The following is a 21,095-nucleotide window of genomic DNA, read 5'->3' as shown; positions in this document are numbered from 1 at the left end:
ATGCGTCGATAGCGATCAGGCGACCGTAACGGACAGGGTGCCGACACCGTCTACACCACACTCGATCCGATCGCCGCGCACGATGGGGCCGACGCCCGCCGGCGTGCCGGTCATGATGACATCGCCAGCGGCAAGCGTGAACAGCTTGGAAAGCTCGGCAATCACTTCCGGCACTTTCCAGATCATCTGCGCAAGATCGCCCGTCTGCTTGCGCTCACCATTGACATCAAGCCAGATCGCACCGGTCGACGGATGGCCTATCTTGTCTGCGGGAACGATGGCGGAGACCGGCGCGGAATATTCGAACGCTTTTGCGCCCTCCCACGAGCGTCCCATCTTCTTCAAACCATCCTGAAGGTCGCGGCGCGTCATATCGATGCCGACCGCGTAACCCCAGACGTGGCCCTGCGCATCGCTTGCCGAAATATCCGCACCGCCGCTTTTCAACACCACGACGCATTCGACTTCGTAATGCACGTTCGACGACATCGAAGGGTAGGGGAAATCCTGACCCGCAGGCAGAAGGTTGTCCGGATTTTTCTGGAAATAAAACGGCGGTTCCCGTGAAGGATCGTGGCCCATCTCAATGGCGTGATCGGCATAATTGCGGCCGACACAATAGACCCGCCGCACGGGGAACATCTCGTTTGTGTCCTCTACAGGCAGAAGAACGGGTTGTGGAACTGGAATGACGGTGGCGGCCATGGGATTTCCTGTCGTCTTTTTTAGAACTGCAAGTCTTGTCCCGCGATTCCTGGGCGATTTCCAGTTCAAAATGACCGCAACCGCAAAACTGGCTTTTTGCGGTCCTTTGCTGTAGAAGCCGCCGCAAAGAGGTTAATTCATGTACAGACAAGCGCTTGCAAACGGCGAAAAAATCTTTGCCGTGGCCCCGATGATCGATTGGACCGACTAGGCTACAAATCAGGGCGTATAGTAAGCTTGTTGTACCTCTCGTTGTACCGCTGTCTATGACACTGCTGGCGATCCAGCGACAAAAACGGAAATTTGTAAAACCCGCGTCAAATTATTTATTGCAACGGCTGACGAATAAATCAGTCGAAAAATTTGTAAATTCCGTCTATACATTGGGTGTTCGCGATTGTGGTGGTCGCGGCATTTGAAGGGGTGGTGCCCTTCATGAAGCAGCGCCAGGAAAACTGGCTCACCGGTGCGCAGCGCCGTAAACCCAAACCCGGCATTGCCGGTGACCGATCCTTCTCAAAAAAATCAGAGCGATACATTTCACGTCAGGATTCCGTCCTGCATTATGAGGAGCACCATGGAACGTTTGAACACGCTTGACGCAGCATCATATTTAGGAATGTCGCCATCCTGGCTCAACAAATCCCGCCTGTTTGGTACGGGTCCGGTTTACCTCAAGACAGGCGGCCGTGTGCAGTATGATACGCGCGATCTTGATGCTTGGCTTGCCGGCTCGCGTAGAACGGCCGTTTATGACTTTGCGAACGATAACGGGCGGGCGAGGGTGAGTATATGACCGACCCTTTGAAGCAATACGGAGTTGGAGACGCGGTCGTGTACCATGCGGTCACCGGCGTCAGCATAAAAGGCAAGATCACAAAGTTCGTCGACGGCAACCCCGAGCTCACATTTGGGAACGGGTCGACCGCTATATGTACCGCTTCGCGTGTCAGTCTCGCCTCGATCGACCTAAGTTCAAAAGAGAAGCGGGAAGCGTTCCTGGATCACATGACGGACGGCTGACTGCCATCTAATCCCTGTGCAAATCACCAACCATTCAACGTCCGGCGCTGCCGGCGAGAGGAGAGACTATGTTTGAAAATCACGAAATAATTGTCGCGAAAATTATGCAGTTCGCCGAGGAGAACGAGGCAATGCCGATCACGCAAGTTCTGCGGGCAGCCGAGGCAGACGAGTGCTACGTCGACAATGTCGCTGCCGTGTGTGGCGGAGAAAACGGCCGCCCGTATGAGGTTCAGTTCGACTACTCGCCCGGCAACGTGAGCTATTGGTCGACACATGAAGAGGCTAGAGCCGAAGCTGCACGGCTATGGCTCAGTGGCCAAGTCTCCCGCATTGAAGATCACATCGTGTCAGCTGTTAACAAACGCATCGCCAAGCGCGTTGAAGAATATGACGACCGGATGGCTGCTTTCGCTGTTGAACTGAAGGCCGACATTCGTTCGACGCGCGCAGCATGAGCAATATCGCAGCCATTCAAGCTGCATATCGAGAGCTGAAAACACAGCGGGAAGATTGGGTTCAAGCGTTCGCTGAAGGCGAAAACGGCCCATTTCTCTCAGAAGAATTGGCGCGACTTCAGATGATAATCGAAGCGTTCGAGTCTGTTCTAACTGAGGCTGCGCAAGCAGGGTAACCACCACCATTCCCAACCACATTCAACGTCCGGCGCTGCCGGCGAAGGAGAAGTTTTGTCAAAAAATCTCGCTGAAACGATCGACGAGTTCGATGTCACGCCGGAGTTTCTCTATGGCACCGCCTGTCATGAAGCGGGCCATGCCGTTGCATTATTCATTGCGGCCCAGTGCTTGAAACTACCCGCCCGCGACGTTCTAGTTGGTATGAGAGTGGATAAGAACGGCGACGGATTCTTATCGGATTTTCATGGGCGACGTGTGGAAGATAGCCTAGGGCTGTTTACCGTCGCCAGCATTTGGACTGACAAACTAAAATTCTTCGCAAACATGTCGAGAGACGAAAAGAAGGAATGCGCGGAGACCTTAGAGATGCACGCGCTTGTTCTGCTGTCTGGTCCCTACGCCGAGGTTACTAACGAGCGGGGGCTATCCAGTGCGAGTCTAGACATCAATATGGACACCGGGCGTGGCGATCTCCGTGAAGTGGATAAGGTATCTAGGGTGATATCATCATTCCATTTGCCGCACAGCTTTTTTCCTGCGCGAAGCTGGATTCAGCTGAGGATGGAAGCGCGCGCTCTGGTACGTCATAATTGGACGGCAATCGAAGCCATTGCGGCGCGTCTTTACGAAAAAGGCGAATTATCTGGACAGGAGGCTTACGATATTTTCGTAGTTAATCCCGTTACGCTGGCCGCCTAACCACACACCCCCAATCACACCGCTAACAACGTGCCGGCACTTGTCGGCAGGTACCTACCCAATCGCCGATAAGTGAGGCTTGTCTATGAAAAACGAAAGCAGTTTTGCTGATAATTATTCGCTCAGAATTGCGGTGCCTTCATTTAAATACCTGGAGTCTTCGTGGCGAAATTGGCGCGTTTGGGCCATAGACCACCACGTGGAAAACGACATGGTAAGATTGAATGTCTTCGCTGAGCCAACCGATGGCGACCAAACCAGGCTCGAGCAGTCTTTTCATTTCATGTTGAATAAAGAAGGCTGCAAAGCCTCTGAGCGGTTCCTCGCTTTTTGCGTCGCGTGCGGTATCCGGGATGAAATTTCGAACACGAGAGAATTACTTGGTCGATTTTTTTCCATGCGCAACGACGGGAAATACGCGATCGACTTCATGCCGTTTGGACTAAGGAAGGTGGTTGCGTGAAACTTGCTCGCCATTCAAAGCTTTCGACGGTCGGTAACCCGCCTCCATTACCCCCCATGCCGCAACCGGTTGGCGTGGCTTTATCTTATAACGACAAAGCATGGCCCGTATTTCCATGCCGTTCGCATGCCGAAGAGCACGTCGACCAGGCAACCGGCGAGATCATCACGCTCGGCGAGAAGACGCCTTTGACGCCCAACGGCTTCAAGGGCGCAACCCTCAATCGGCCGCTTATCGAACGGATGTGGACCAAATATCCAGATGCTGCCGTTGGCTTGCCCACGGGCGAGAAGACCGGCTTCTTCGCGCTGGACATCGACAATAAGCCTGGCGGCGCCAATGGTTTCGACTGGCTTTCTGAGATGGAAGCCGAGCACGGGCCGCTGCCAGACACGGCACGCGTAACCAGCCCGAACGGGGGACTTCATATCTACTTCAAGTACGTCGTGGGCACGCGCAACCGCGGCGCACTCGGTGCTGGCGTGGATATCCGCTCCGAAGGCGGCTACGTGCTCGCAGCTGGTAGCACGATGGCCAACGGCCGCTCCTACAAGTGGGAAACGGACACGCGCGAGATCGCGAATGCGCCGGCATGGCTGCTCGACCTGTTGCTGCCGAAGTCGGCGCCCGCTCACACGCAGTACAGTCTGTCGGCCGCAACCAACAACGCCTATGTGGATGCCGCCGTTGATCGGGAACTGGCGGACCTTGCTGGCGCGCCTATGGGTACGCGCAACAATGCGCTCAACGACGCTGCATTCTCGATCGGCACTATAGTGGGCGCGGGCGCGCTGAGCGAGGCCGAGGCACGCGCACTGCTGCAGGACGTAGCGCGAGGCTGGAGCAGGGACTGGTCTCGCTGCTGCAAGACAATTGAGAACGGCCTGAAGGCTGGCATGCAGAACCCGCGCCATATTCCAGAGCCCGACTTACCGGCGCACGACAACACGCCGATGATGGACCAAGATGCTATATCGCGCTTCATCGTAAACAGTGTTGCGAAGCGACTTGCTCGCCTAGAAGAGAAAGTCGCCGCGAACGACAATGTCAGCAACGGCCCGACGTTCTCGATCTTCGACTGGACCGTCGACCGCTTCAAAGGCGAGCCGCCGAAGGTCGAGTATTTGGTAGAGGGCGTGATGCCCGCGGGCGTGCCTGGAATGGTCTGTGCGATGGGTGACACCGGCAAATCGTACGCCATGCTCGAACTGCATCGACGCGTGTCTTTTGGATCCAGTGTTTGCGACGCCCCGATTTTTGGAGGAAAGGTGTTGGCGCGTGGCACATCGGTGATGATCACAAGCGAAGACGACGCCAGTGAAGTTCATCGCCGCATCGCTGCTCTGGACCATAAGGAGCACAGGTTTTCCGAACTCGGTCGGAAGATGATCGTCGTCCCGCTTCCGTCTGCGGGTGGCGCCCAGGCCTTCTGGAAGGACGACAAAAAGAAGGGACTGCAAGAGACGGACAACTATCATCGCATCTGCGATCAGCTATCCGAAATCGATGATCTCCGGTTGGTGACATTTGATCCGTTGGCCAGCTTCGCGCACCTCCCGCTCAACGAGGACCCAGCCGCAGGGCAGTTCGTTTGCACATCGCTCTCTCGACTGGCGACCGAGACCGGAGCCACCGTCCTCGTGGCACATCACATGCGGAAAACGCAAAAGCCTATCGAGACGCTCGGCGATGCTCGTGACAGCATCCGCGGAAGCACGGCCTTGGTCGATGGTCTGCGGCTCGCATACGCCATGTGGCCGGCAGAAGAGGCAAGGGCGCGGAAAGTCTGCAAAACAGTCGGCGTTGAGTTTACGCCGGGGAGGGTGGTACTAGGTGGTGTCGTAAAAGCCAACGGCGCAGCTCGGCGTGTTATCTCGACATACGTCCGCAATGACCACGGCCTGCTTGTCGACAAGACTGCGCTGCTTGGCTCGGGGGGGCCGCCAACCGGTGACTTGATTGGTGCATTGGTGGTGACGGCCGAAGCGGCGGCAAATGCAGGCGCGCCATTCACAAAAACGGGTGCCAGCGGCGTATTCGAGATGCGTGAACGACTTCCGGACGAGCTGAAGGCTCTGTCGAAATCACGGCTTCACGGCCTGGTGGACGATGCCCTCGGAAAGGGCATGCTTGTCAGGGCGGCAGCGAAGGGCGAGAAGATCGCGAAGTGGCTTGACGTACCAGGCGGATATTTCGCGACTGGGATGGGTTCGTTCACGACGGGAGCGGCACGGATGTGAGAAAAGAAGGGCGGTGGAGTGGCCGCCCTTATCATAACTCGCACCCTACATTACGTGGCAGTCAATCTCAATATTTGGTCCAATGTTTTAGTCTGCTCTACGATTTTATTTAATTCGCGCTCCCAAGTGTCCTTCATGACGCCAATCTTGTTCATGGCCAATTTGAAATTCGCTTCTAACGTACTCACGATTTGATCGTGCGCGGTTATATAGATTTCTAGAATTGCGTCGTTTGTCTTTGCGTCCTCGCCAGCGGCAGATTTGAATACTATGCTGTTGTTTTCACAAACGATATTCACTTGCCCGGCCATACCGTGACGCAAATGGCTAGATGGTAAATCAAGCGCTCTGTAAACGTCCGACGTTATAAAGGTGTTGTGCGCGTAAAGCTGATGATTGCCTTCAAAACCCAGGAGTTTTGAGCTTACAGACATGAATTCCTGAAGCAGTGATGGCAACGAGGTGCTTACAGCAGCGTGGTGTGGTTCCTCCGGATCACCAGACGATTCAACGAAAGAGCTGTAACTAATTCCGCATTTTTTGCCGTACTCGAAAGGTTTCAGATGAAAGTCGAAAAAACCCGCAGTTTGTAGTCGAGATATAAGTGGCGCTATGTACTGCATAAGAACCAATGATTTATCCATCTCATAGCACATCGACATGACATTATCGTTCGATCTCGACGATATACGCTTAATGGCATCGCCAAAACTTTGGGCCGGAAGACGGATAAGCGCGTAGGCGGTGAAGTACTCCTGAAACGAACGATGAATGAACGTGTATTGCAAGCCTTCCTGTTTTATCAGGTTTACCGACTCTTGGTAGTCGTGCAGGATTGGTCCACTATCGGTTTCAATTCCCGCGATAGATGAACTTTTTGAGATAAGGTCCTCAATCTCGCTCTTGGTAAATTCGTATCGCTCTTCAAAGTAAGAAATCAGGCAGAATGTACTAAATGATTTTTGAAATTCGATTATGTCTAATGACTTTTCTCGGCGGTACGCCTTCGTCGCGTCGTGCCAGTGGTAAAGCGTGTTGAACGCTTGGTCGTAGAAGATATTCATCCTTTTGGGGATTTCCATATGTTCTCGGAAAGTCATCATCATCATGACTGCAAGCAGAGGATTGGATAGGAACTCGACATGTTCGTCATAGAATTCCTGTGTAAGTTTTTCTGAAAATAAGCGCTTAGAGTCCTTGTCGAATGGCACACGCTTGATCAGTTTTTTAATCTGCTTGAAGTTGAAAGGTGCAGTTTCATAAACTTCAAAACTTTGCCATCCAGAAAACCTATCCTCATATCTGCTTGACACTACAAAGGTGCAATTCCGGTAGTGTGCTTGCATGAGAAGAATTTGGCTCTGAAGGGGCTCTTTGTGATGCGATACGACTTCGTCGAAACCATCAAAGATGAAAAGAAAAGCGCCGCTCATACAAAAATGGTCGAAGACGTCTGGAGGAAGCTTTTCCATTGATATGGACTTCCTGATAAAGTGAAACAAATCAGCCGTGGGTAGTTCGTTTAGCTTTCGCAGCTCGATAAAAATAGGCGCCTTTTTTGAGTGATACGTGAAAACTGTTAGCCAGAGGTGTCGCATGAAGAATGTCTTGCCTGCACCGCCGTTGCCGACTATCACGCAGTTGCGACCCTCGTTAATCTTTTCTATCAAGTTTTTATCTGAAATATTTGCGGTTCCACTGGTAAAAGTCGGTCCCACGTAGATGTCATAAATGTACTCGTCTTTGTCCTTTTGTGACAGAATACGCACGTAACGATTGCGGTCGAATGTTTGCTGCATATAAGGCCCAAAATCTTCGAACACTCTCAGCCACGCCGTTTTGATGGCGCCTGTTGCGTGACCCGTAACTTTGGAGAATGAGTCTTTTACTAAGCCGGTTAGGACCGAGGCCGTGATTGAATCGAGATTTAACAATTCTTCCCCCTGTTTCTTGGTGTGATGCTAGCTAGGTACGAACGTTTTTTCAATGCAGGGTTGTCGACTTTTTCAGAGTAATGCCATGGGCATGTGTCGCTATTGATAGTAGTCATGCGGGCTGGCTTGTCAGTTTTGTAGAAAAGTTCTTAACCTTATAAATTTGGCCCCGAGGGGGAACTTCTAAGATCGCTATCAGTACGTAAACTGGAATGTCATTTATCGGTCCCGGAAATTTCAGAAATGGCCGTTCCCATGGAAACGGGAACGGTAAGTTATTGATATCATTGAAAAACACGTTCCCATTTCCGGCGTTCCCATCGCTTCCGGAAATGGCGTAACTATATGAAATCATTGACGTTCCCGCGTTCCCGGTCTTTACCCCTCTTACAGAGGGGAAGGCGTATGGGAACGCCATTCCCTGAAAGTAGGGTTGGAAATGGGCGGCTATGGCATTCCGGGTGCAACCTGCATTTTGACTGGAACTCGAATCAGGGTGGTCGCATTTGCGCGTCGTAAGGAGACTGCAATGCGAGAGAACAATCTACAGCCATACACCGTCGAGCAATTGCAACAGGAATACTCAGTCAGCCTGCCCAAGGCGGTTGAGGTGTTGGACCGGTTCGGTGGTGACCGACAAACAATCAAGAAGCTTATGAGGCGATGCCCTCATCGCGACGACGAACAGCACTAGTGAAAAAAGGCCGGCGTTCAGCCGGTCTTTCCTTTTGGCCAAAAAATATTTCACAAATCGACTACCCGTTTTCGCTCCTCTCTCGGAAAGTATGTGTGTCGCCACCACGACACCACACCACGAGGAGACCGCCATGGGAAAAGCCACCACCCAAACCACCCGCATGAACGGTAAGCGCGTAGTCATCCGCACGAGCGCCAAGGGCAAGGTGAGCGTCGCTGATGCACCCATCAAGGAAAGCGAAGGGCAGGCGGCTCAGGTGCGCGCGCTGCGTGCCTTGCCAGAGTATGGACGGCAGTTCCTGCTCGCGGGTGACATGAATTCAGCCAAGCGCGGTCCACGTGCCCAGGCTGATGCTATCGCAACCGGCATGACGCCGGGTGAGGCGGATCTGCGGATCTACATCAAGGGTGGCGTGCTGCGGATGATCGAGAACAAGGTTGGCAAAGGTCGGCTGTCTCCGCCGCAGGTAGAGCGACACGCTTCGCTCGTCAGACTGGGGCATCCGGTCGAGGTGGTGCGGTTCACGTCCACAGGGGAAGCGGCAAGCAAGGCCGTGTCGCTCGTCAAAAGCTGGCTGGCCGATAACGACAACACCAAGTAGCAGTAACGGCGCCCACCAAGCGCTTTCACCGGAGGGGAGACGATATGAGCGAAGACGATGTAGGTGAAATTTCAATTCGCATCGAGGCGTACCAATACGCCAGCCGGCAGAAGACGATTGACAGCATTCGTAGCGCTTTCGACTGGCTGGAAAATTCCAGACGTAAGGATCGATTTGACGTCGTCAGGACCGCAATTGAAGAGCAATTCCTGAATCTAGAGGGACGCGTTCTCGGTCATTTCCAGGAATATGTTGGCGGCAAGAACTTCATCCATAAAGACCAGGCGTGGCTACTTGCGTGCCGACAGCGGGAGTTTGTCAGGGAGTGCTGCGCGAGGATGGCTGAAGGGAAAGACGAGGAGCCAACAGCCCTCAGCGAGGCAATACGAGAACTGCCGATTGGTCCGGATGTGAAAGTTATCCCCGATTACAGCAAGAGGATCGTTTGATGAGCCAACAAGACGACCAGATCATCGACGCCACCGGCAGGGTAGCCTTCACCGGAGACCAGCCACACCCATATCGCACGCGCACTCGCTTTCAAAAGGTGGATGGCACGTGGGAGCCGATCGAGGAAGCTAAGACCAGAGACAAGCCAAAAACTTTGCCGACGGCAGAAGACAGAGCGGCGGGACGACAGCGGGCAGAACTGAGGTCGGCAGAGGAGGCAAAGAAGATGGCGAAGGTTCGGAGGGCGATAGTGAAGCGACAGTCGATCGGTGATCCCGCGTGTGTTCAGAGCCGTGGAGAAGACTTTCCGCTGCTCGAGGCTCTTCGCCGTGACGAGCGGGAAGATCTTATTGCCGTCGTCCTTCGCTATCGCCGGCTTGTGGCGCTCTGCGAGGCGGAGCCGCTGAAGGGGTTGGACTACAGCAAGGCTGACGGCGGCGAAGTAGTAAGGGAAACTAAACGCCTCACACCAGAAGCGGACATTGACCGAGCCGCCGCGTGCGACTGGAAGGAAATCCCGAGTGGCGAAATCAAAATCTCTACGAAGGTCAAGAAGAGCAAAGGATCGCATTCGATACCGCCACGGAGGACTGTGGTCGCAGCCAACGACAACGTGGCTTCAGGCAGCGTGATCAAGACCGAAAGCCTGCACGTCAAGATTACCGATGAAATCCTAAATGAGCATATCGACGCTAAACCAATCCTGGCGGAGCTTCGCAACTCACTAGGCCCACTGGCCGAACCTTTTGAGGACGCTGTGCTGGGAGGGCAAACGTATACCGAGATCGGCAAGAAGGCCGGTGAGCGGACACAGCCGTCGGTCGCCGGTAGGGCTGTAGTCGGCACCGCGATCGGCTTCATCAGCGTTAAGTGGCAGGAGATTGATAGGCGAGAGGCGCGGCTTGCCGAGCTGGCGCTAAGCCGCTTCCGAAACCGCGCAGCATAGGACCGTATGCCACGCGCATTCAAATCCCCGAGGGGTGAGAGGGTATCGAAAGATACCTTCGCCCCTTTGCGGTTACGACCGCCCCGCCGTTATGCTGCATTCGGTGCAGCCGCTGAACGCAGCGGGTAACTATCCAAATGGCCGACCCAATCCTCTGCTTGCAAGCTTGGCCCTGAATTGACAGGCGTGCACCACGGACGCGTGGTTGCTGGTCGGGATCCTTTATCGTGGAGTAGAGCAGCCCGGTAGCTCGCCAGCCTCATAAGCTGGAGGCCGTGAGTTCAAATCTCACCTCCGCAACCAATCCCATGCGCGTTCTCCTCCGCTTGCATGGTGATCGTGCGGCTCGCTCCCTTAGTTGGTTGAGCGGGCCGCTTTTGTTTCTGATGTCGCGGCCACGCTACCACCTTTAGGGAGAGGGCGATGAATAACGCCGCGACTATTTTGATGGTTGGCATGTCTTACGCCATGCTGTTCAATCCGTGGTGGGGTGGTCTTCCCATTGGTCTAGTTGTTGGCTTCCTATCGTGCCTTCTCGTCGACGGAATCTGGTGGCTGATGCGCAGGCTTGCCACGTAGTGGCTGGTCGCCAATACTTACGGCAGGTTATCGGTAGATATGGGAATAGATTATGTAAACGCCCCAGCCGAAGCAAACCAAAGAGCCAACGGTTGATATTAGACCAGCTCGCGTCCAAGCGTGTCCATATCCCCAGTGCCGAGGATAATAGCTTCTGTCTCGCAAATGTGAGGAATAGGCCTGGTTAGCGAGATAGGCGAACACGCAGGTGATAACGGCAAGTAGGGCGCCGCCTGCGAAGAATATGAGCGCATCAGTAGCGCCCGCCACAAATGCCGCTTCTTTCTGAATGGTGTGTTCCTTGCCCATGGTGGCAGACAGAAACGCTAATAGCGCAATGCAAGCGCCTCCATTCAAAAGAAGCAGGGCCTTCAGCCCCTCGACAGACGCGTCGATAGACGCTTTCTCAAGGGCATCAGCCCGCGCTTCATCACTCAATTTTGCCCCCAAGATTAACCGCTTCAGTAGCTAAGATGCACGTCATAAGGGTGCAACACAATGCCCAAGCCCTACGGCCGCTCAGCCGAAGCCGCTATCTACCGTCGCATGTACAAGACCGCGAGATGGCAGCGACTGCGAGAGGCCCAGCTTGCTGCTGAGCCATTGTGTCGGTTCTGCCTGGCTATCGAGGATGTGACCGAGGCAACGACGTGCGACCACATCAAGCCACATAAGGGCGACGAAGCTTTGTTCTATGACCCATCCAACCTGCAATCGTTGTGCGCTCCATGCCATGACAAGCTGAAGGCTCGCATCGAGCGAGGGCAACAGGCTGTGGTGATTGGCGTGGATGGATATCCGGTCGAGCTAACGTAATACTCGAAGAAATACAAATAAATACCTGATTTTACGCGATAATATTGAAAATAGTTATTGACACAATGTCAAATATAATGTAAAATCAAAGGTTTACCCAAAGTGGGGGGGTGGTCGCAAAGTCGACGATCGACCCGCCGCAGGACCGCCGGGGTAACGCAATTCAAATGCAAACACAGATTTTTGCCTAGCGCGTGCGCAAGCGCGCGTGCGCGAGGGGATTCCGCATGTCTGAGAAGAAAAGCCGCGTCGACAGCGTTGATGAGGCTGTGAGGATTGCCTCTGCGGCTTCTGAGGAGACCCAGTTTCCTGAAAACGTGCCGCTCGACGACGGCGACGTCCCATTTTTCAAGAATGTCATTGCCGAATATGCCCGCGCTGATTGGTCGGCGCACCAGCTTGAAATTGCCGCCATGCTTGCCCGCACGATGGCAGACCTAGTGAGAGAGCAAGACCTGCTTCGTACTGAGGGTTCGGTCGCAGTCACTGAAAAAGGGACGCCCGTAGCCAACCCGCGGAAATCCGTGGTCCAGATGCACGCTTCTTCCATCCTTTCGTTTCGCCGATCGCTGGCGCTGCATGCGCGCGCCGTACAAGGCGAGGCGAGGGACGCAGCCAAGCGGCGCGATCAGGCCAAAGAGATCGAGGCGGGCGCGAGCGTGGACGACGAACTCCTAGCCTAATCGAGGTTGTGAATGCTTTCTGAGGCCGTGGTCGGCGCCATCAAGTGCGGCCCGATCCCGGTTCTGCGCGACTGGCGCGCACTGCCGACGTCGGAGCTAACCCGCGGCGAGAAAATGTGCCGCTTCATCGAAGAGTATCTGGTTGTGCCAGAAGGCGCGCTTGTCGGCCAGCCAATCAGGCTGCTGGACTTCCAGGTCGCGTTCATCCTTTCCGTTTACGACAACCCGAACGGCACGTCGCGAGCGTATTTGTCGATCGCGCGTAAGAACTCCAAGACGGCTACCATTGCCTGCCTCTTGCTCGGCCACGTGATTGGCCCAGAGGCGTTCCCGAACAGCCGCATTATGTCCGGTGCGCGGTCCCGCGATCAGGCTGCCGAGGTCTTCAACTACGCCAGCAAGATGCTGATGATGTCGCCGCGCCTGAAAGGGCTGTATCGAATCGTCCCATCCGGCAAGATGATCGTCGGTCTGCGTAAAAACGTCGTTTACAGGGCCAGCTCGGCCGAGGCTAAGAGCGCGCACGGCGGTAGCCCGCTGGTTGCCATCCTCGACGAGGTTGGCCAGATCAAAGGCCCGCACGACGACTTCGTGGAAGCTATCGTCACATCGCAGGGCGCGTACGGCGACAAGGCGATGATCTTCGCCATCTCGACGCAGGCGGCAACTGACGGCGACCTGTTCTCGCGCTGGCTGGATGATGCTGAGACGTCGAAGGCACCACGCACGGTATCGCACCTCTACACCGCTCCGGCTGATTGCGACGTCCTCGACGAGGAAGCGTGGAGAGCTGCAAACCCGGCACTTGGCAAGTTCAAATCCGTTTCGTCAGTGCGCGACGACGCAGAGCGCGCGTCTCGTATGCCAACAGAAGAGGCCAGCTTTCGTTGGCTACATCTCAATCAAAGGATTGATGCGAATGCTCCGTTTGTGTCGCCGGCTATTTGGCGAGCGTGCAACGCTCGAGTTGTGGACTTCGCTGGTCTTCCTGTCTTTGGTGGGCTCGACCTTTCTGAGGTGAGCGACTTGACTGCTCTGGTGCTGATGGCGCCGAAAGAGCAGAAGGGTAAGACCGTCTGGCATGTGAAGCCGACGTTCTGGTTGCCGGGAGACGGCATCCGAGCCAAAGCCAAGGCCGACCGGGTGCCGTATGACATCTGGCACAACGACGGCCACCTCGAAGCAGCACCTGGCAAGACTGTCGACTATGAGTTTGTTGCGCACTACCTGCGCGACCAATTCGAAGAGATGGATATCCGCAAGATCGCCTTCGACCGCTGGAACTTTCGGCACTTGAAGCCGTGGTTGCAGAAGGCTGGTTTTACCGACGATCAGCTTGAAGGCGACGACGCCGTTTTCCAGCCATTCGGGCAGGGATTCCAGTCGATGTCTCCGGCTCTTCGTGAGCTCGAAAGCATCATCCTGAGCGGTAATCTGGCTCACGGCGACCATCCCGTGCTGACGATGTGCATGATGAATGCGACCGTCAAGCCAGATCCTGCCGGCAATCGAAAGCTCGTCAAACATAACCGCGAGCGCCGCATCGACGGCGCGGTCGCCCTGGCGATGGCGACAGCGATGGCTGGCACCTACGAGGGCAGCGATAGCGGTGACTTGGACGACTTCATCAACAATATGGTTATGGTGATCTAATGGGTTTCCTCGATAAATGGCGCGGAGTCCCCATCAAGCTCACCGACGGTGAGTTCTGGCGGGGGTTCTTTGGACTCGGAACAACCTCCGGCGAAACGGTCACGATTGAAACTGCGCTTCAGCTTGACGCTGTGTGGGCGTGCGTCAATCTGATCCGCAACGCCGTGATCATGTTGCCGTGCGTGGTCTACAAGGATGACGGCGTGACGGTGGATAATGCCTCGCCGCTGTACGATTTGCTGCATGACATGCCGAACTTGGATGACACGGCATCAGACTTTTGGGCTATGGTTGTCTTGTGCCTGTGCCTCGACGGCAATTTCTTCGCTGAGAAGAAGCTGAACGGCGCCAAGCTGGTTGCACTTAATCCGTTACCGCCTCTTGCCGTCAACGTCTGCCGCGATAGTCGCAACGCGCGATACTACGAGGTCACGGAGAACGGCAAGAAGCGCAAGATCGCAGAAGACAAGATGTTCCACGTTCGCGGGGCTGTCTTGCCTGGCTGTGACCGCGGGATGTCTCCGATCGGCGTGGTTCGCAATACAGTTGGCAATGCTCTGGCGGGTGAAAAGACCGCGGGCAAGATGTTCGCTAACGGGATGCAGGTCGCAGGCGTTCTTTCGTCTGACCAGATCCTCAAGAAAGAGCAGCGCGACCAACTCGGCCAGATTCTTGGGCAGTTTGCTGGCTCGGATAAGGCCGGCAAGATTGCCGTTCTGGAAGCTGGCCTCAAATACCAGCAGCTGACAATCAATCCTAAAGATGCGCAGATGCTTGAGGTGCGTCAGTTCAACGTTGAGCAGATTTGCCGCATTTTCGGTGTTCCTCCGGTGATGATCGGGCACGCTTCGAACGGCACGACGACCTGGGGCAGTGGCATCGAGCAGCTGATCCTACAGTTCATCAAGACCTGCCTTGGACCTCTCGTGAAAAGCATTGAATCGGCCGTCTACCGCGACCTGCTCGACGAAAAGACGCGCAAGACCACCATCGTGAAATTCAACATGGAGGGCCTGCTTCGCGGCGACAGCACGGCGAGGGCAGAATTCTTGTCGAAGATGGTCACCAACGGCATCTACACGCCGAACGAGGCGCGTTCTTACGAGAACAAGGCTCCAGTGGACGGCGGCAACAAGGCCATCGTGAACGGCACGATGACGCGCCTCGATACGCTTGGGAAGACCGAAACTCCGGCGCCAACGCCAGCAGCGCGCGCTGCATAAGGGAAAATCATGAAGTTTGAACACCTGATTTCGGTCTTTTTGGCCGAGCCTTGGGCTATTCAGCGCGAAAAACTGGGCGTTTTGGCTGATGTTTTGGTGGCGCGGGCCGAAGGTGAGAAGCTGTTTTCGTCCGAGTTCGCCGCCTCAATCGACGAGGCCCGAGCGAAGGAAATCGCGGAATCGACCGGCAGCGTGGCCATTATCCCGGTTTACGGGGTCTTGGCTGACAAGATGGACCTGTTTTCCGCGATGAGCGGCGGCACTTCCTATGCCGGCATCAAGAAAGCGCTGCACAAGGCGCTATCTAACGCCGACATCAAGGCTGTCGTGCTCGACATCGACAGCCCCGGCGGCACGGTTCCAGGCACCGACGAACTAGCCACCGAGATCCGCAAGCTACGTGGCGGCGAAAAGCCGATCATTGCTCAGGTCAACAGTCTGGCTGCAAGCGCGGCTTACTGGATCGCGGCGTCGACCGACGAAATTGTCGTCACGCCATCTGGCCGCGCCGGTTCGATCGGCGTTTATACTGCCCATGATGACCTGTCCGCAGCTCTTGAGCAGCGTGGCATCAAACGCACGTACATTTCAGCCGGCAAGCACAAGGTTGAGGGTAACGAGACCGAGCCGCTCGGCAAGGACACGCTGGCCCACGTGCAGGACGGTGTGAACCGCTCGTACAATCGGTTTGTTGCAGCTGTCGCTGAAGGGCGCGGCGTGACGATCAGTAAAGTCGAGGACGGCTACGGTCAGGGGCGCGTTTTCTACGCAGAAGCCCTCATGGACCGCGGCATGGTCGATCGTGTTGCGACGCTTGACGAGACTTTGGCCCGCTACGGCGCCGACGTTGAGCCTGCGCCGGTAAGGCGCATCAAAGCCGCCAACGCTGCGAAGGCTGAGGCAGCGCAGACGCTGGTCGAGAAGATGTCCGCCGGCGAGCAAATCACAAAACGCGAGTTCGAAAACGGCATCAGGGGACTGATGGGGTTGTCGGGCTCTGAGGCAGAGCGGGCCGCTCGGCTCTACCTCAAGGATGGTCAGGGGGCTCCTGACGTCGAGACGGATGCTGCTGCTTTGGCAGCGCTGAGAACGGCCTTGGCCGAAGCGCAATCCTTCAAAATCAAGCTTTAGGAATCCCTATGTCCGATGAAATGGCAACAGGTCTCGCCGACCTGACGAAGTCGCTCGCCTCCATCAAGGAGAATGTGACTGAACTGGCGACAGAATTCACTCGCAAGACCGCCGCTGGCGAAAAGGTCTCTGCTGATCTCACTGAAAAGACCGACAAGGCGCTTGCCGAACTCGGCGACGTATCCACCCGCCTTTCCGATATGGAAAAGCGCGCCGCCCGCGAAAAGGAAAACGGCGAGGAAGAGCAGAAGTCGCTCGGCCAGCTGGTTATCGATTCCGACGCCTATAAGGCCGGAAATCTGACTGGCTCCAGCCGTGCGTCCATCAAGGTTTCGGCTGACCGCGCTGCAATCACCACCGCGAATACCACTGTCGGTACCGGCCGTTCTCCCGGGACCTCGCTTGTTCCAGGCGCGCGCGTTCCTGGCATCTTCGGCCTTCCTGAGCGACAGATGACGATCCGCGATCTCATTCTTCCTGGTCAGACCGCTTCCAACAACGTCGAGTACGTCAAGGAAACCGGCTACACGAACAATGCCGCACCGGTGGCGGAAACGACTGCAAAGCCGTATTCCGACATCACGTTCGACATGACGTCTGCGCCGGTTCGCACCATCGCGCACCTGTTCAAGGCCTCTCGACAGATCCTGGACGACGCGCCCGCGCTTCGCTCCTACATCGACGGCCGGGCTCGCTACGGTCTGCGATTTGTCGAAGAAAACCAGCTCCTGAACGGTTCCGGAACTGGCCAGAATATCGCCGGTTTGGTTCCGCAGGCTTCGGCGTTTGCTCCGGCATTCGTGCCGTCGGCAGCTACCGGCATTGACCGCCTTCGTCTCGCGGTTCTGCAGGTCGTCCTCGCGGAGTATCCGGCCACTGCGTTCGTTCTGAACCCGATCGACTGGGCGAAGATCGAGCTGACCAAGGACGCCGGCGGAAACTACATCATCGGCAATCCCCAGGGCTCGCTCACTCCCACCCTTTGGAACCTGCCGGTTGTTTCGACGCAGGCGATGGCTTCTGGCCAGTTCCTTACCGGCGCGTTCTCCTACGCTGCGCAGATCTTCGACCGCATGGAGATCGAAGTGCTGCTGTCCAGCGAGAACGTCGACGACTTCGAGAAGAACATGTTCACGATCCGCGCCGAAGAGCGGCTGGCTCTGGCTGTCTACCGCCCAGAGGCATTCGTGACCGGCGCAGTTTCGCCAGCCTAATTCATCTGGGGTGCCAGAAGGCACCCCACTCTCGCTAGGAGGCGAAAATGACCGACTACATAAAAGTGAAGCCGCTCAGAACGTTTGATAACGGTTCGGGGCTCAAGACCGCCGACAGCGAGCCTTTCCCGGTTGAACGAGGTGAGGCGAATGCGCTTAAAGCGCTTGGCTTGGTGTCTTTTGAGGACGATGCCAAAGCCGTTGATGCGCCTGAAACTCCGGAACCGGTCGAGCCGATTTCCTCTGCTCGCTCGACGAAGAAAAAGGACAAAACCGATGCTGACAACGAAGGCTCGTAAGCAAAGGGTCGCGTCCTATATCGGCGCCGGTATCGTCAACGGTATCGGCTCACCGGTGAATTCTGTTGCACCAGCCATCACGGGCACCGCACAGGTTGGCCAGACGCTTACGGCAACAACCGGCACATGGTCTGGTTCCCCAACTTATGCGCGGCAGTGGTTTGCTGCTGGCGTCGCGATTTCTGGCGCTACTGCTCCCACCTATGTTCCCGTTGCTGGCGACGTTGGAAAGGCCATCACGGTCCGCGTCACGGCAACGAATGACAAGGGCAGTGTGCCTGTCACAAGCGCGCCTACGGCCGCAGTAGTGGCGGCCTGATATGGCCATCGTCGATCTCGAAACCGTCAAAAAGCATCTCCGTGTCTTTCATGAAGATGAAGATGTGGAGATCGGCCTCTATCGCGACGCCGCTGAGAGCATTGTTACGCAGCATCTTGATCGCGAAGTCGTAGCCGCAGGCGAAACACCCACGGCCGCCGACGGCATCGCTGCAACGCCCGCAATCGTGTCGGCGATCCTTCTCGTGACCGGCGATCTCTACGAGGTGCGCGAGCCTGACCCGAAGGCAGCGGGCGACGCGGTTCTTCCGCGATCGGTACGGATGCTTCTGGCTCCGTGGCGTGTCTGGCGAACAGTGGCGGACGACTATGTGGCTCCGATTCCATGAACCGTTCGACTGGCGCCAGCCAGGCTTCACCATCGCCTATAAGGCTGGCCTCTACAACGTCACGCGCAAGTGCGCTGCGGCTGCAATAGCGGCTAAGGCCGCTGAACTGACCAAGGATCGACCTAATGCCAAAACGCAAGAGGGCGGGCGCAGGCTCGCTGAGTGAGCGCATCGGCTTTGATGCCGAGGTCGAGGGTGATGACGGGTATGGCGGCGTGGTGGTCGACTTCGCGGAGCAATTCGTGGAGCCAGCCCGCCTCGAGCCGCGCGTCGGTAGCGAGACTGTTATCGCCAGTCGCCTTCAGGGCTTGCAGCCCTACACCATGACCGTCCGCAGCAACGAACGCACGCGCACCGTCACCCCAGCGTGGCGGGCACGCAATAAGCGCACCGGTGTGCTCTACGCGATCAAGGCTGCGGTCAACATCGACGAGCGCAACCAGTGGATCGAGCTGCTTGTGGTCGAGGGGGTGGCGGGATGACTATTCGTGGCCTCGACAAACTAAATCGCAAGCTCAAGCAGCTGCCGGCCGCTGCCGAAAAGCGCATCAGGGAAGCCATGGGGCAGGGCGCCGACGAGATCGTCGCTCTCATGAAGTCGCTAGTCGCTGTTGATAGCGGCGAACTGCGTGACAGCATTGGCTGGACTTGGGGCGACGCTCCAAAATACAGCCAGAAAATTGCCACGGTTAAATCAGCCGATGGCAAGCTGATTATCACGATCTACGCCGGTAACAGCAAGGTGCGCTACGCACACCTCGTGGAGTTCGCCACCAAGGCGCACGAAAACGGCGGACCATATGCCGGTACCCATCACCCAGGCACCAAAGCGCAACCGTTCTTCTTCGTCTCCTATCGCGCTCTGCGCCGGCGCACGAAGTCACGCATAACCCGCGCGATCAACAAGTCTGCGAAGGAGGTGGCTTCCGGTGGCTGATCCAGTTCTCGAGTTACAGGGCGCCATCATTACGCGCCTCAAGGCTACGCCAGCCGTTACCGCACTTGTTGGGGCTCGGATTGGGGACATTCCACAGTCCACATGGACTAGGCCGTACATCAGCATCGGCCCTTCCAATTATGTGGCCGAGCTAATCGATTGCATAGACGGCGGCGAGGTGATGATCCAAGTCGATTGTTGGTCAGACGCCACCGTCCTGTCGCAGGTAAGGCAGGTCGCTGACGCGGTGCGCCGTTCACTGCGCAACTGGGATCCGCCATTGGCAACTAATGCCTTGGTTTCATTCGAGCCTTGGCGGACGGATTTCATCACAGACGGCGCGATCAAACAGGCGTCGCTCCGCTACACGGCGATCATCGAAGAGCAGTAGCGCTCCATCGTTTACCCAACATTTCAGGAGGCCTTTATGGCTCAAGCAACCACCATCAAGGGGGGCAAGATTCGTGTGCTCCTCGGATCAGACGCCGATCCGATCGTCTACACCGCACCGTGCGGATTTACGCAGCGTTCGATCACACTAAGCAAGGCGCTGAACGAAGTCAGCATTCCAGACTGCGCCGACCCCGACAAGGTTGACTGGGTAGGGCGGGATGCCACCTCACTTTCAATGGCGATTACCGGCGAGGGCGTTCTTGCTTCTGAAAGCGTCGATACGTGGATTGAAGGCTTCGAAAGCATCGAAAGCATTCCTGCCAAAATCGAATGGGAGTTCCCGGCCAAGACAATCACTTGGACTGGCCGTGTTCACATCGAGAGCATGGAGGTCGGCGCTAACAACGGTGAGCGCGCAACCAACAATGTCTCCTTGCAGAGCGACGGCGTGATGGTCCGCGCGACCACTCCGGTGACCCCATGATGCGTGACGCCAGGGTCACATTTGACTGGGCTGACGGGACGTATTCGTTCCGTCTAGCCTGGGGGCAACTGGAAGAGCTTCAGGAGAAGTGCGACGCTGGCCCGTACGTTGTGTTGCAAAGATTGCACAGTGGCGCTTGGCGTGTTGAGGATATCAGCAATATCATTAGGCTCGGCCTAATCGGTGGCGGAATGGAGCCGTCACCCGCATTGAAGATTTCTCGCCTGTATGTTGAGGCTCGCCCTCCCATGGAGAACCTCATTCCAGCGCAGGCCATTCTTTCAGCCGCTCTCATGGGGGCGCCAGAGGAGAATGTGGGGGAGGAAGACGCAGCAAATCCGGAGGAAAGCAGCTCGACGAACTCCCAAACGGAAAGCTGAGATTTGCTGCACTTTACGGGACTGGGGCTGTGATAGGCTTCACGCCTCAGCAGGTCAACGAGATGTCGGTGTGGCAGTTCATGGCTGCGGTGGATGGTTACGTCGAGGCGAATACGCCTGATGATGGATCGCTCACGACGAAAGAAATCGATGAGCTTTGGGATTGGGTGCAGGGGTAGCTAGCGCCACATACCGTTGTCGCGTGGCTGCTCCTCGCCAACATACTCACGCCCAATCAT

28 protein-coding genes and 1 tRNA gene are annotated in these 21,095 nt (G+C 56.2%); 26 read left to right on the top strand and 3 right to left on the bottom strand.

The window, feature by feature from the left end:
* Positions 1–15 precede the first annotated feature (15 nt).
* Positions 16–705, bottom strand: coding sequence for a fumarylacetoacetate hydrolase family protein (locus CRP02_RS18920; protein WP_097172001.1), 690 nt, complete (start codon positions 703–705; stop codon positions 16–18).
* Positions 706–1,140: 435 nt separating this feature from the next.
* Between CRP02_RS18920 and CRP02_RS27620 the strand changes: the two genes are divergently transcribed.
* The 6 genes from CRP02_RS27620 to CRP02_RS18885 all read left to right on the top strand — a co-directional run bounded on the left by CRP02_RS27620 (position 1,141) and on the right by CRP02_RS18885 (position 5,768).
* A complete protein-coding gene (locus tag CRP02_RS27620; protein WP_179784072.1) occupies positions 1,141–1,305 on the top strand; it encodes a hypothetical protein in 165 nt (54 codons plus the stop codon).
* Between the two features lie 491 nt (positions 1,306–1,796).
* Complete coding sequence (locus tag CRP02_RS18905) at positions 1,797–2,186, top strand: hypothetical protein (protein WP_097171998.1); 390 nt, start codon at positions 1,797–1,799, stop codon at positions 2,184–2,186.
* On the top strand, positions 2,183–2,362 hold the full coding sequence (locus CRP02_RS18900; protein ID WP_097171997.1) for a hypothetical protein: 180 nt from the start codon (positions 2,183–2,185) through the stop codon (positions 2,360–2,362). Before CRP02_RS18905 ends, CRP02_RS18900 begins: the two co-directional genes overlap by 4 nt.
* Before the next feature lie 55 nt (positions 2,363–2,417).
* The gene (locus CRP02_RS18895; RefSeq protein WP_097171996.1) at positions 2,418–3,065 is read left to right on the top strand and encodes a hypothetical protein; all 648 of its coding nucleotides are present in this window, start codon (positions 2,418–2,420) and stop codon (positions 3,063–3,065) included.
* 85 nt (positions 3,066–3,150) lie between these two features.
* Complete coding sequence (locus CRP02_RS18890) at positions 3,151–3,528, top strand: hypothetical protein (protein WP_143539331.1); 378 nt, start codon at positions 3,151–3,153, stop codon at positions 3,526–3,528.
* Positions 3,525–5,768 (top strand): bifunctional DNA primase/polymerase, encoded by a 2,244-nt coding sequence (locus tag CRP02_RS18885; protein WP_323455378.1) that lies wholly within the window; start codon positions 3,525–3,527, stop codon positions 5,766–5,768. Before CRP02_RS18890 ends, CRP02_RS18885 begins: the two co-directional genes overlap by 4 nt.
* A 50-nt stretch (positions 5,769–5,818) precedes the next feature.
* Here the strand turns inward: CRP02_RS18885 and CRP02_RS18880 are convergent, their stop codons facing one another.
* On the bottom strand, positions 5,819–7,702 hold the full coding sequence (locus CRP02_RS18880; RefSeq protein ID WP_097171993.1) for an NACHT domain-containing protein: 1,884 nt from the start codon (positions 7,700–7,702) through the stop codon (positions 5,819–5,821).
* 827 nt (positions 7,703–8,529) lie between these two features.
* Here CRP02_RS18880 and CRP02_RS18870 point away from each other — a divergent pair.
* From CRP02_RS18870 to CRP02_RS27615, 5 genes are all read left to right on the top strand, one after another.
* A complete protein-coding gene (locus tag CRP02_RS18870; RefSeq protein WP_097171991.1) occupies positions 8,530–9,000 on the top strand; it encodes a VRR-NUC domain-containing protein in 471 nt (156 codons plus the stop codon).
* 44 nt (positions 9,001–9,044) lie between these two features.
* The gene (locus tag CRP02_RS18865; RefSeq protein ID WP_097171990.1) at positions 9,045–9,449 is read left to right on the top strand and encodes a hypothetical protein; all 405 of its coding nucleotides are present in this window, start codon (positions 9,045–9,047) and stop codon (positions 9,447–9,449) included.
* Positions 9,449–10,396: a hypothetical protein gene (locus CRP02_RS18860; RefSeq protein ID WP_097171989.1), complete on the top strand. Its 948-nt coding sequence runs from the start codon at positions 9,449–9,451 to the stop codon at positions 10,394–10,396. Before CRP02_RS18865 ends, CRP02_RS18860 begins: the two co-directional genes overlap by 1 nt.
* A 226-nt stretch (positions 10,397–10,622) precedes the next feature.
* Positions 10,623–10,699 (top strand) — tRNA-Met (locus CRP02_RS18855).
* A 120-nt stretch (positions 10,700–10,819) separates the two neighbouring features.
* Positions 10,820–10,975, top strand: coding sequence for a hypothetical protein (locus CRP02_RS27615; RefSeq protein ID WP_179784071.1), 156 nt, complete (start codon positions 10,820–10,822; stop codon positions 10,973–10,975).
* 27 nt (positions 10,976–11,002) lie between these two features.
* Here the strand turns inward: CRP02_RS27615 and CRP02_RS18850 are convergent, their stop codons facing one another.
* Positions 11,003–11,413 carry a hypothetical protein gene (locus tag CRP02_RS18850; RefSeq protein ID WP_143539330.1) on the bottom strand — a complete coding sequence of 137 codons (411 nt, stop codon included), beginning with the start codon at positions 11,411–11,413 and terminating at the stop codon, positions 11,003–11,005.
* 60 nt (positions 11,414–11,473) lie between these two features.
* Between CRP02_RS18850 and CRP02_RS18845 the strand changes: the two genes are divergently transcribed.
* The 15 genes from CRP02_RS18845 to CRP02_RS27610 all read left to right on the top strand — a co-directional run bounded on the left by CRP02_RS18845 (position 11,474) and on the right by CRP02_RS27610 (position 21,035).
* A complete protein-coding gene (locus CRP02_RS18845) occupies positions 11,474–11,791 on the top strand; it encodes an HNH endonuclease (RefSeq protein WP_097171987.1) in 318 nt (105 codons plus the stop codon).
* Between the two features lie 227 nt (positions 11,792–12,018).
* Positions 12,019–12,474 (top strand): terminase small subunit, encoded by a 456-nt coding sequence (locus tag CRP02_RS18840; RefSeq protein ID WP_097171986.1) that lies wholly within the window; start codon positions 12,019–12,021, stop codon positions 12,472–12,474.
* Between the two features lie 12 nt (positions 12,475–12,486).
* Positions 12,487–14,127 (top strand): terminase large subunit, encoded by a 1,641-nt coding sequence (locus tag CRP02_RS18835; RefSeq protein ID WP_097171985.1) that lies wholly within the window; start codon positions 12,487–12,489, stop codon positions 14,125–14,127.
* On the top strand, positions 14,127–15,350 hold the full coding sequence (locus CRP02_RS18830) for a phage portal protein (protein WP_097171984.1): 1,224 nt from the start codon (positions 14,127–14,129) through the stop codon (positions 15,348–15,350). The genes CRP02_RS18835 and CRP02_RS18830 overlap by 1 nt, the downstream gene beginning before the upstream one ends.
* Before the next feature lie 9 nt (positions 15,351–15,359).
* A complete protein-coding gene (locus tag CRP02_RS18825) occupies positions 15,360–16,481 on the top strand; it encodes a S49 family peptidase (RefSeq protein WP_097171983.1) in 1,122 nt (373 codons plus the stop codon).
* Positions 16,482–16,489: 8 nt separating this feature from the next.
* The gene (locus CRP02_RS18820; RefSeq protein ID WP_025593784.1) at positions 16,490–17,695 is read left to right on the top strand and encodes a phage major capsid protein; all 1,206 of its coding nucleotides are present in this window, start codon (positions 16,490–16,492) and stop codon (positions 17,693–17,695) included.
* 47 nt (positions 17,696–17,742) lie between these two features.
* Positions 17,743–17,994 (top strand): hypothetical protein, encoded by a 252-nt coding sequence (locus CRP02_RS18815; protein WP_097171982.1) that lies wholly within the window; start codon positions 17,743–17,745, stop codon positions 17,992–17,994.
* A complete protein-coding gene (locus tag CRP02_RS18810) occupies positions 17,972–18,313 on the top strand; it encodes a hypothetical protein (RefSeq protein ID WP_097171981.1) in 342 nt (113 codons plus the stop codon). The genes CRP02_RS18815 and CRP02_RS18810 overlap by 23 nt, the downstream gene beginning before the upstream one ends.
* A 1-nt stretch (position 18,314) precedes the next feature.
* Positions 18,315–18,662, top strand: coding sequence for a head-tail connector protein (locus tag CRP02_RS18805; protein WP_097171980.1), 348 nt, complete (start codon positions 18,315–18,317; stop codon positions 18,660–18,662).
* A 125-nt stretch (positions 18,663–18,787) separates the two neighbouring features.
* A complete protein-coding gene (locus CRP02_RS18795) occupies positions 18,788–19,144 on the top strand; it encodes a head-tail adaptor protein (protein ID WP_097171978.1) in 357 nt (118 codons plus the stop codon).
* Entirely contained in the window at positions 19,141–19,599 is a 459-nt protein-coding gene (locus tag CRP02_RS18790) for an HK97 gp10 family phage protein (protein ID WP_097171977.1), read from the top strand. Before CRP02_RS18795 ends, CRP02_RS18790 begins: the two co-directional genes overlap by 4 nt.
* Entirely contained in the window at positions 19,592–19,990 is a 399-nt protein-coding gene (locus CRP02_RS18785; protein ID WP_097171976.1) for a DUF3168 domain-containing protein, read from the top strand. The genes CRP02_RS18790 and CRP02_RS18785 overlap by 8 nt, the downstream gene beginning before the upstream one ends.
* A gap of 36 nt (positions 19,991–20,026) precedes the next feature.
* Entirely contained in the window at positions 20,027–20,476 is a 450-nt protein-coding gene (locus CRP02_RS18780; protein ID WP_097171975.1) for a phage tail tube protein, read from the top strand.
* On the top strand, positions 20,473–20,856 hold the full coding sequence (locus CRP02_RS18775) for a gene transfer agent family protein (RefSeq protein WP_097171974.1): 384 nt from the start codon (positions 20,473–20,475) through the stop codon (positions 20,854–20,856). Before CRP02_RS18780 ends, CRP02_RS18775 begins: the two co-directional genes overlap by 4 nt.
* Positions 20,857–20,885: 29 nt before the next feature.
* Entirely contained in the window at positions 20,886–21,035 is a 150-nt protein-coding gene (locus tag CRP02_RS27610) for a hypothetical protein (RefSeq protein ID WP_179784001.1), read from the top strand.
* Positions 21,036–21,095: the final 60 nt, after the last annotated feature.

Origin of the sequence: Rhizobium sp. AN5, assembly GCF_900215255.1 — a bacterium.
Lineage (GTDB): Bacteria > Pseudomonadota > Alphaproteobacteria > Rhizobiales > Rhizobiaceae > Agrobacterium > Agrobacterium tumefaciens.
This window is presented reverse-complemented; position numbering and strand designations above follow the sequence as displayed.

Bases quoted from the DNA above. Each gene is read 5' to 3' on its own strand.
- CRP02_RS18905 (WP_097171998.1), top strand. From the start codon at position 1,797: ATGTTTGAAAATCACGAAATAATTGTCGCGAAAATTATGCAGTTCGCC.
- CRP02_RS18835 (WP_097171985.1), top strand. From the start codon at position 12,487: ATGCTTTCTGAGGCCGTGGTCGGCGCCATCAAGTGCGGCCCGATCCCG.
- CRP02_RS18900 (WP_097171997.1), top strand. From the start codon at position 2,183: ATGAGCAATATCGCAGCCATTCAAGCTGCATATCGAGAGCTGAAAACA.
- CRP02_RS27620 (WP_179784072.1), top strand. From the start codon at position 1,141: ATGAAGCAGCGCCAGGAAAACTGGCTCACCGGTGCGCAGCGCCGTAAA.
- CRP02_RS18810 (WP_097171981.1), top strand. From the start codon at position 17,972: ATGCTGACAACGAAGGCTCGTAAGCAAAGGGTCGCGTCCTATATCGGC.
- CRP02_RS18805 (WP_097171980.1), top strand. From the start codon at position 18,315: ATGGCCATCGTCGATCTCGAAACCGTCAAAAAGCATCTCCGTGTCTTT.
- CRP02_RS18790 (WP_097171977.1), top strand. From the start codon at position 19,141: ATGACTATTCGTGGCCTCGACAAACTAAATCGCAAGCTCAAGCAGCTG.
- CRP02_RS18840 (WP_097171986.1), top strand. From the start codon at position 12,019: ATGTCTGAGAAGAAAAGCCGCGTCGACAGCGTTGATGAGGCTGTGAGG.
- CRP02_RS18825 (WP_097171983.1), top strand. From the start codon at position 15,360: ATGAAGTTTGAACACCTGATTTCGGTCTTTTTGGCCGAGCCTTGGGCT.
- CRP02_RS18795 (WP_097171978.1), top strand. From the start codon at position 18,788: ATGCCAAAACGCAAGAGGGCGGGCGCAGGCTCGCTGAGTGAGCGCATC.
- CRP02_RS18820 (WP_025593784.1), top strand. From the start codon at position 16,490: ATGTCCGATGAAATGGCAACAGGTCTCGCCGACCTGACGAAGTCGCTC.
- CRP02_RS18780 (WP_097171975.1), top strand. From the start codon at position 20,027: ATGGCTCAAGCAACCACCATCAAGGGGGGCAAGATTCGTGTGCTCCTC.
- CRP02_RS18865 (WP_097171990.1), top strand. From the start codon at position 9,045: ATGAGCGAAGACGATGTAGGTGAAATTTCAATTCGCATCGAGGCGTAC.
- CRP02_RS27615 (WP_179784071.1), top strand. From the start codon at position 10,820: ATGAATAACGCCGCGACTATTTTGATGGTTGGCATGTCTTACGCCATG.
- CRP02_RS18920 (WP_097172001.1), bottom strand. From the start codon at position 705: ATGGCCGCCACCGTCATTCCAGTTCCACAACCCGTTCTTCTGCCTGTA.
- CRP02_RS18815 (WP_097171982.1), top strand. From the start codon at position 17,743: ATGACCGACTACATAAAAGTGAAGCCGCTCAGAACGTTTGATAACGGT.
- CRP02_RS18870 (WP_097171991.1), top strand. From the start codon at position 8,530: ATGGGAAAAGCCACCACCCAAACCACCCGCATGAACGGTAAGCGCGTA.
- CRP02_RS18830 (WP_097171984.1), top strand. From the start codon at position 14,127: ATGGGTTTCCTCGATAAATGGCGCGGAGTCCCCATCAAGCTCACCGAC.
- CRP02_RS18890 (WP_143539331.1), top strand. From the start codon at position 3,151: ATGAAAAACGAAAGCAGTTTTGCTGATAATTATTCGCTCAGAATTGCG.
- CRP02_RS18860 (WP_097171989.1), top strand. From the start codon at position 9,449: ATGAGCCAACAAGACGACCAGATCATCGACGCCACCGGCAGGGTAGCC.
- CRP02_RS18845 (WP_097171987.1), top strand. From the start codon at position 11,474: ATGCCCAAGCCCTACGGCCGCTCAGCCGAAGCCGCTATCTACCGTCGC.
- CRP02_RS18775 (WP_097171974.1), top strand. From the start codon at position 20,473: ATGATGCGTGACGCCAGGGTCACATTTGACTGGGCTGACGGGACGTAT.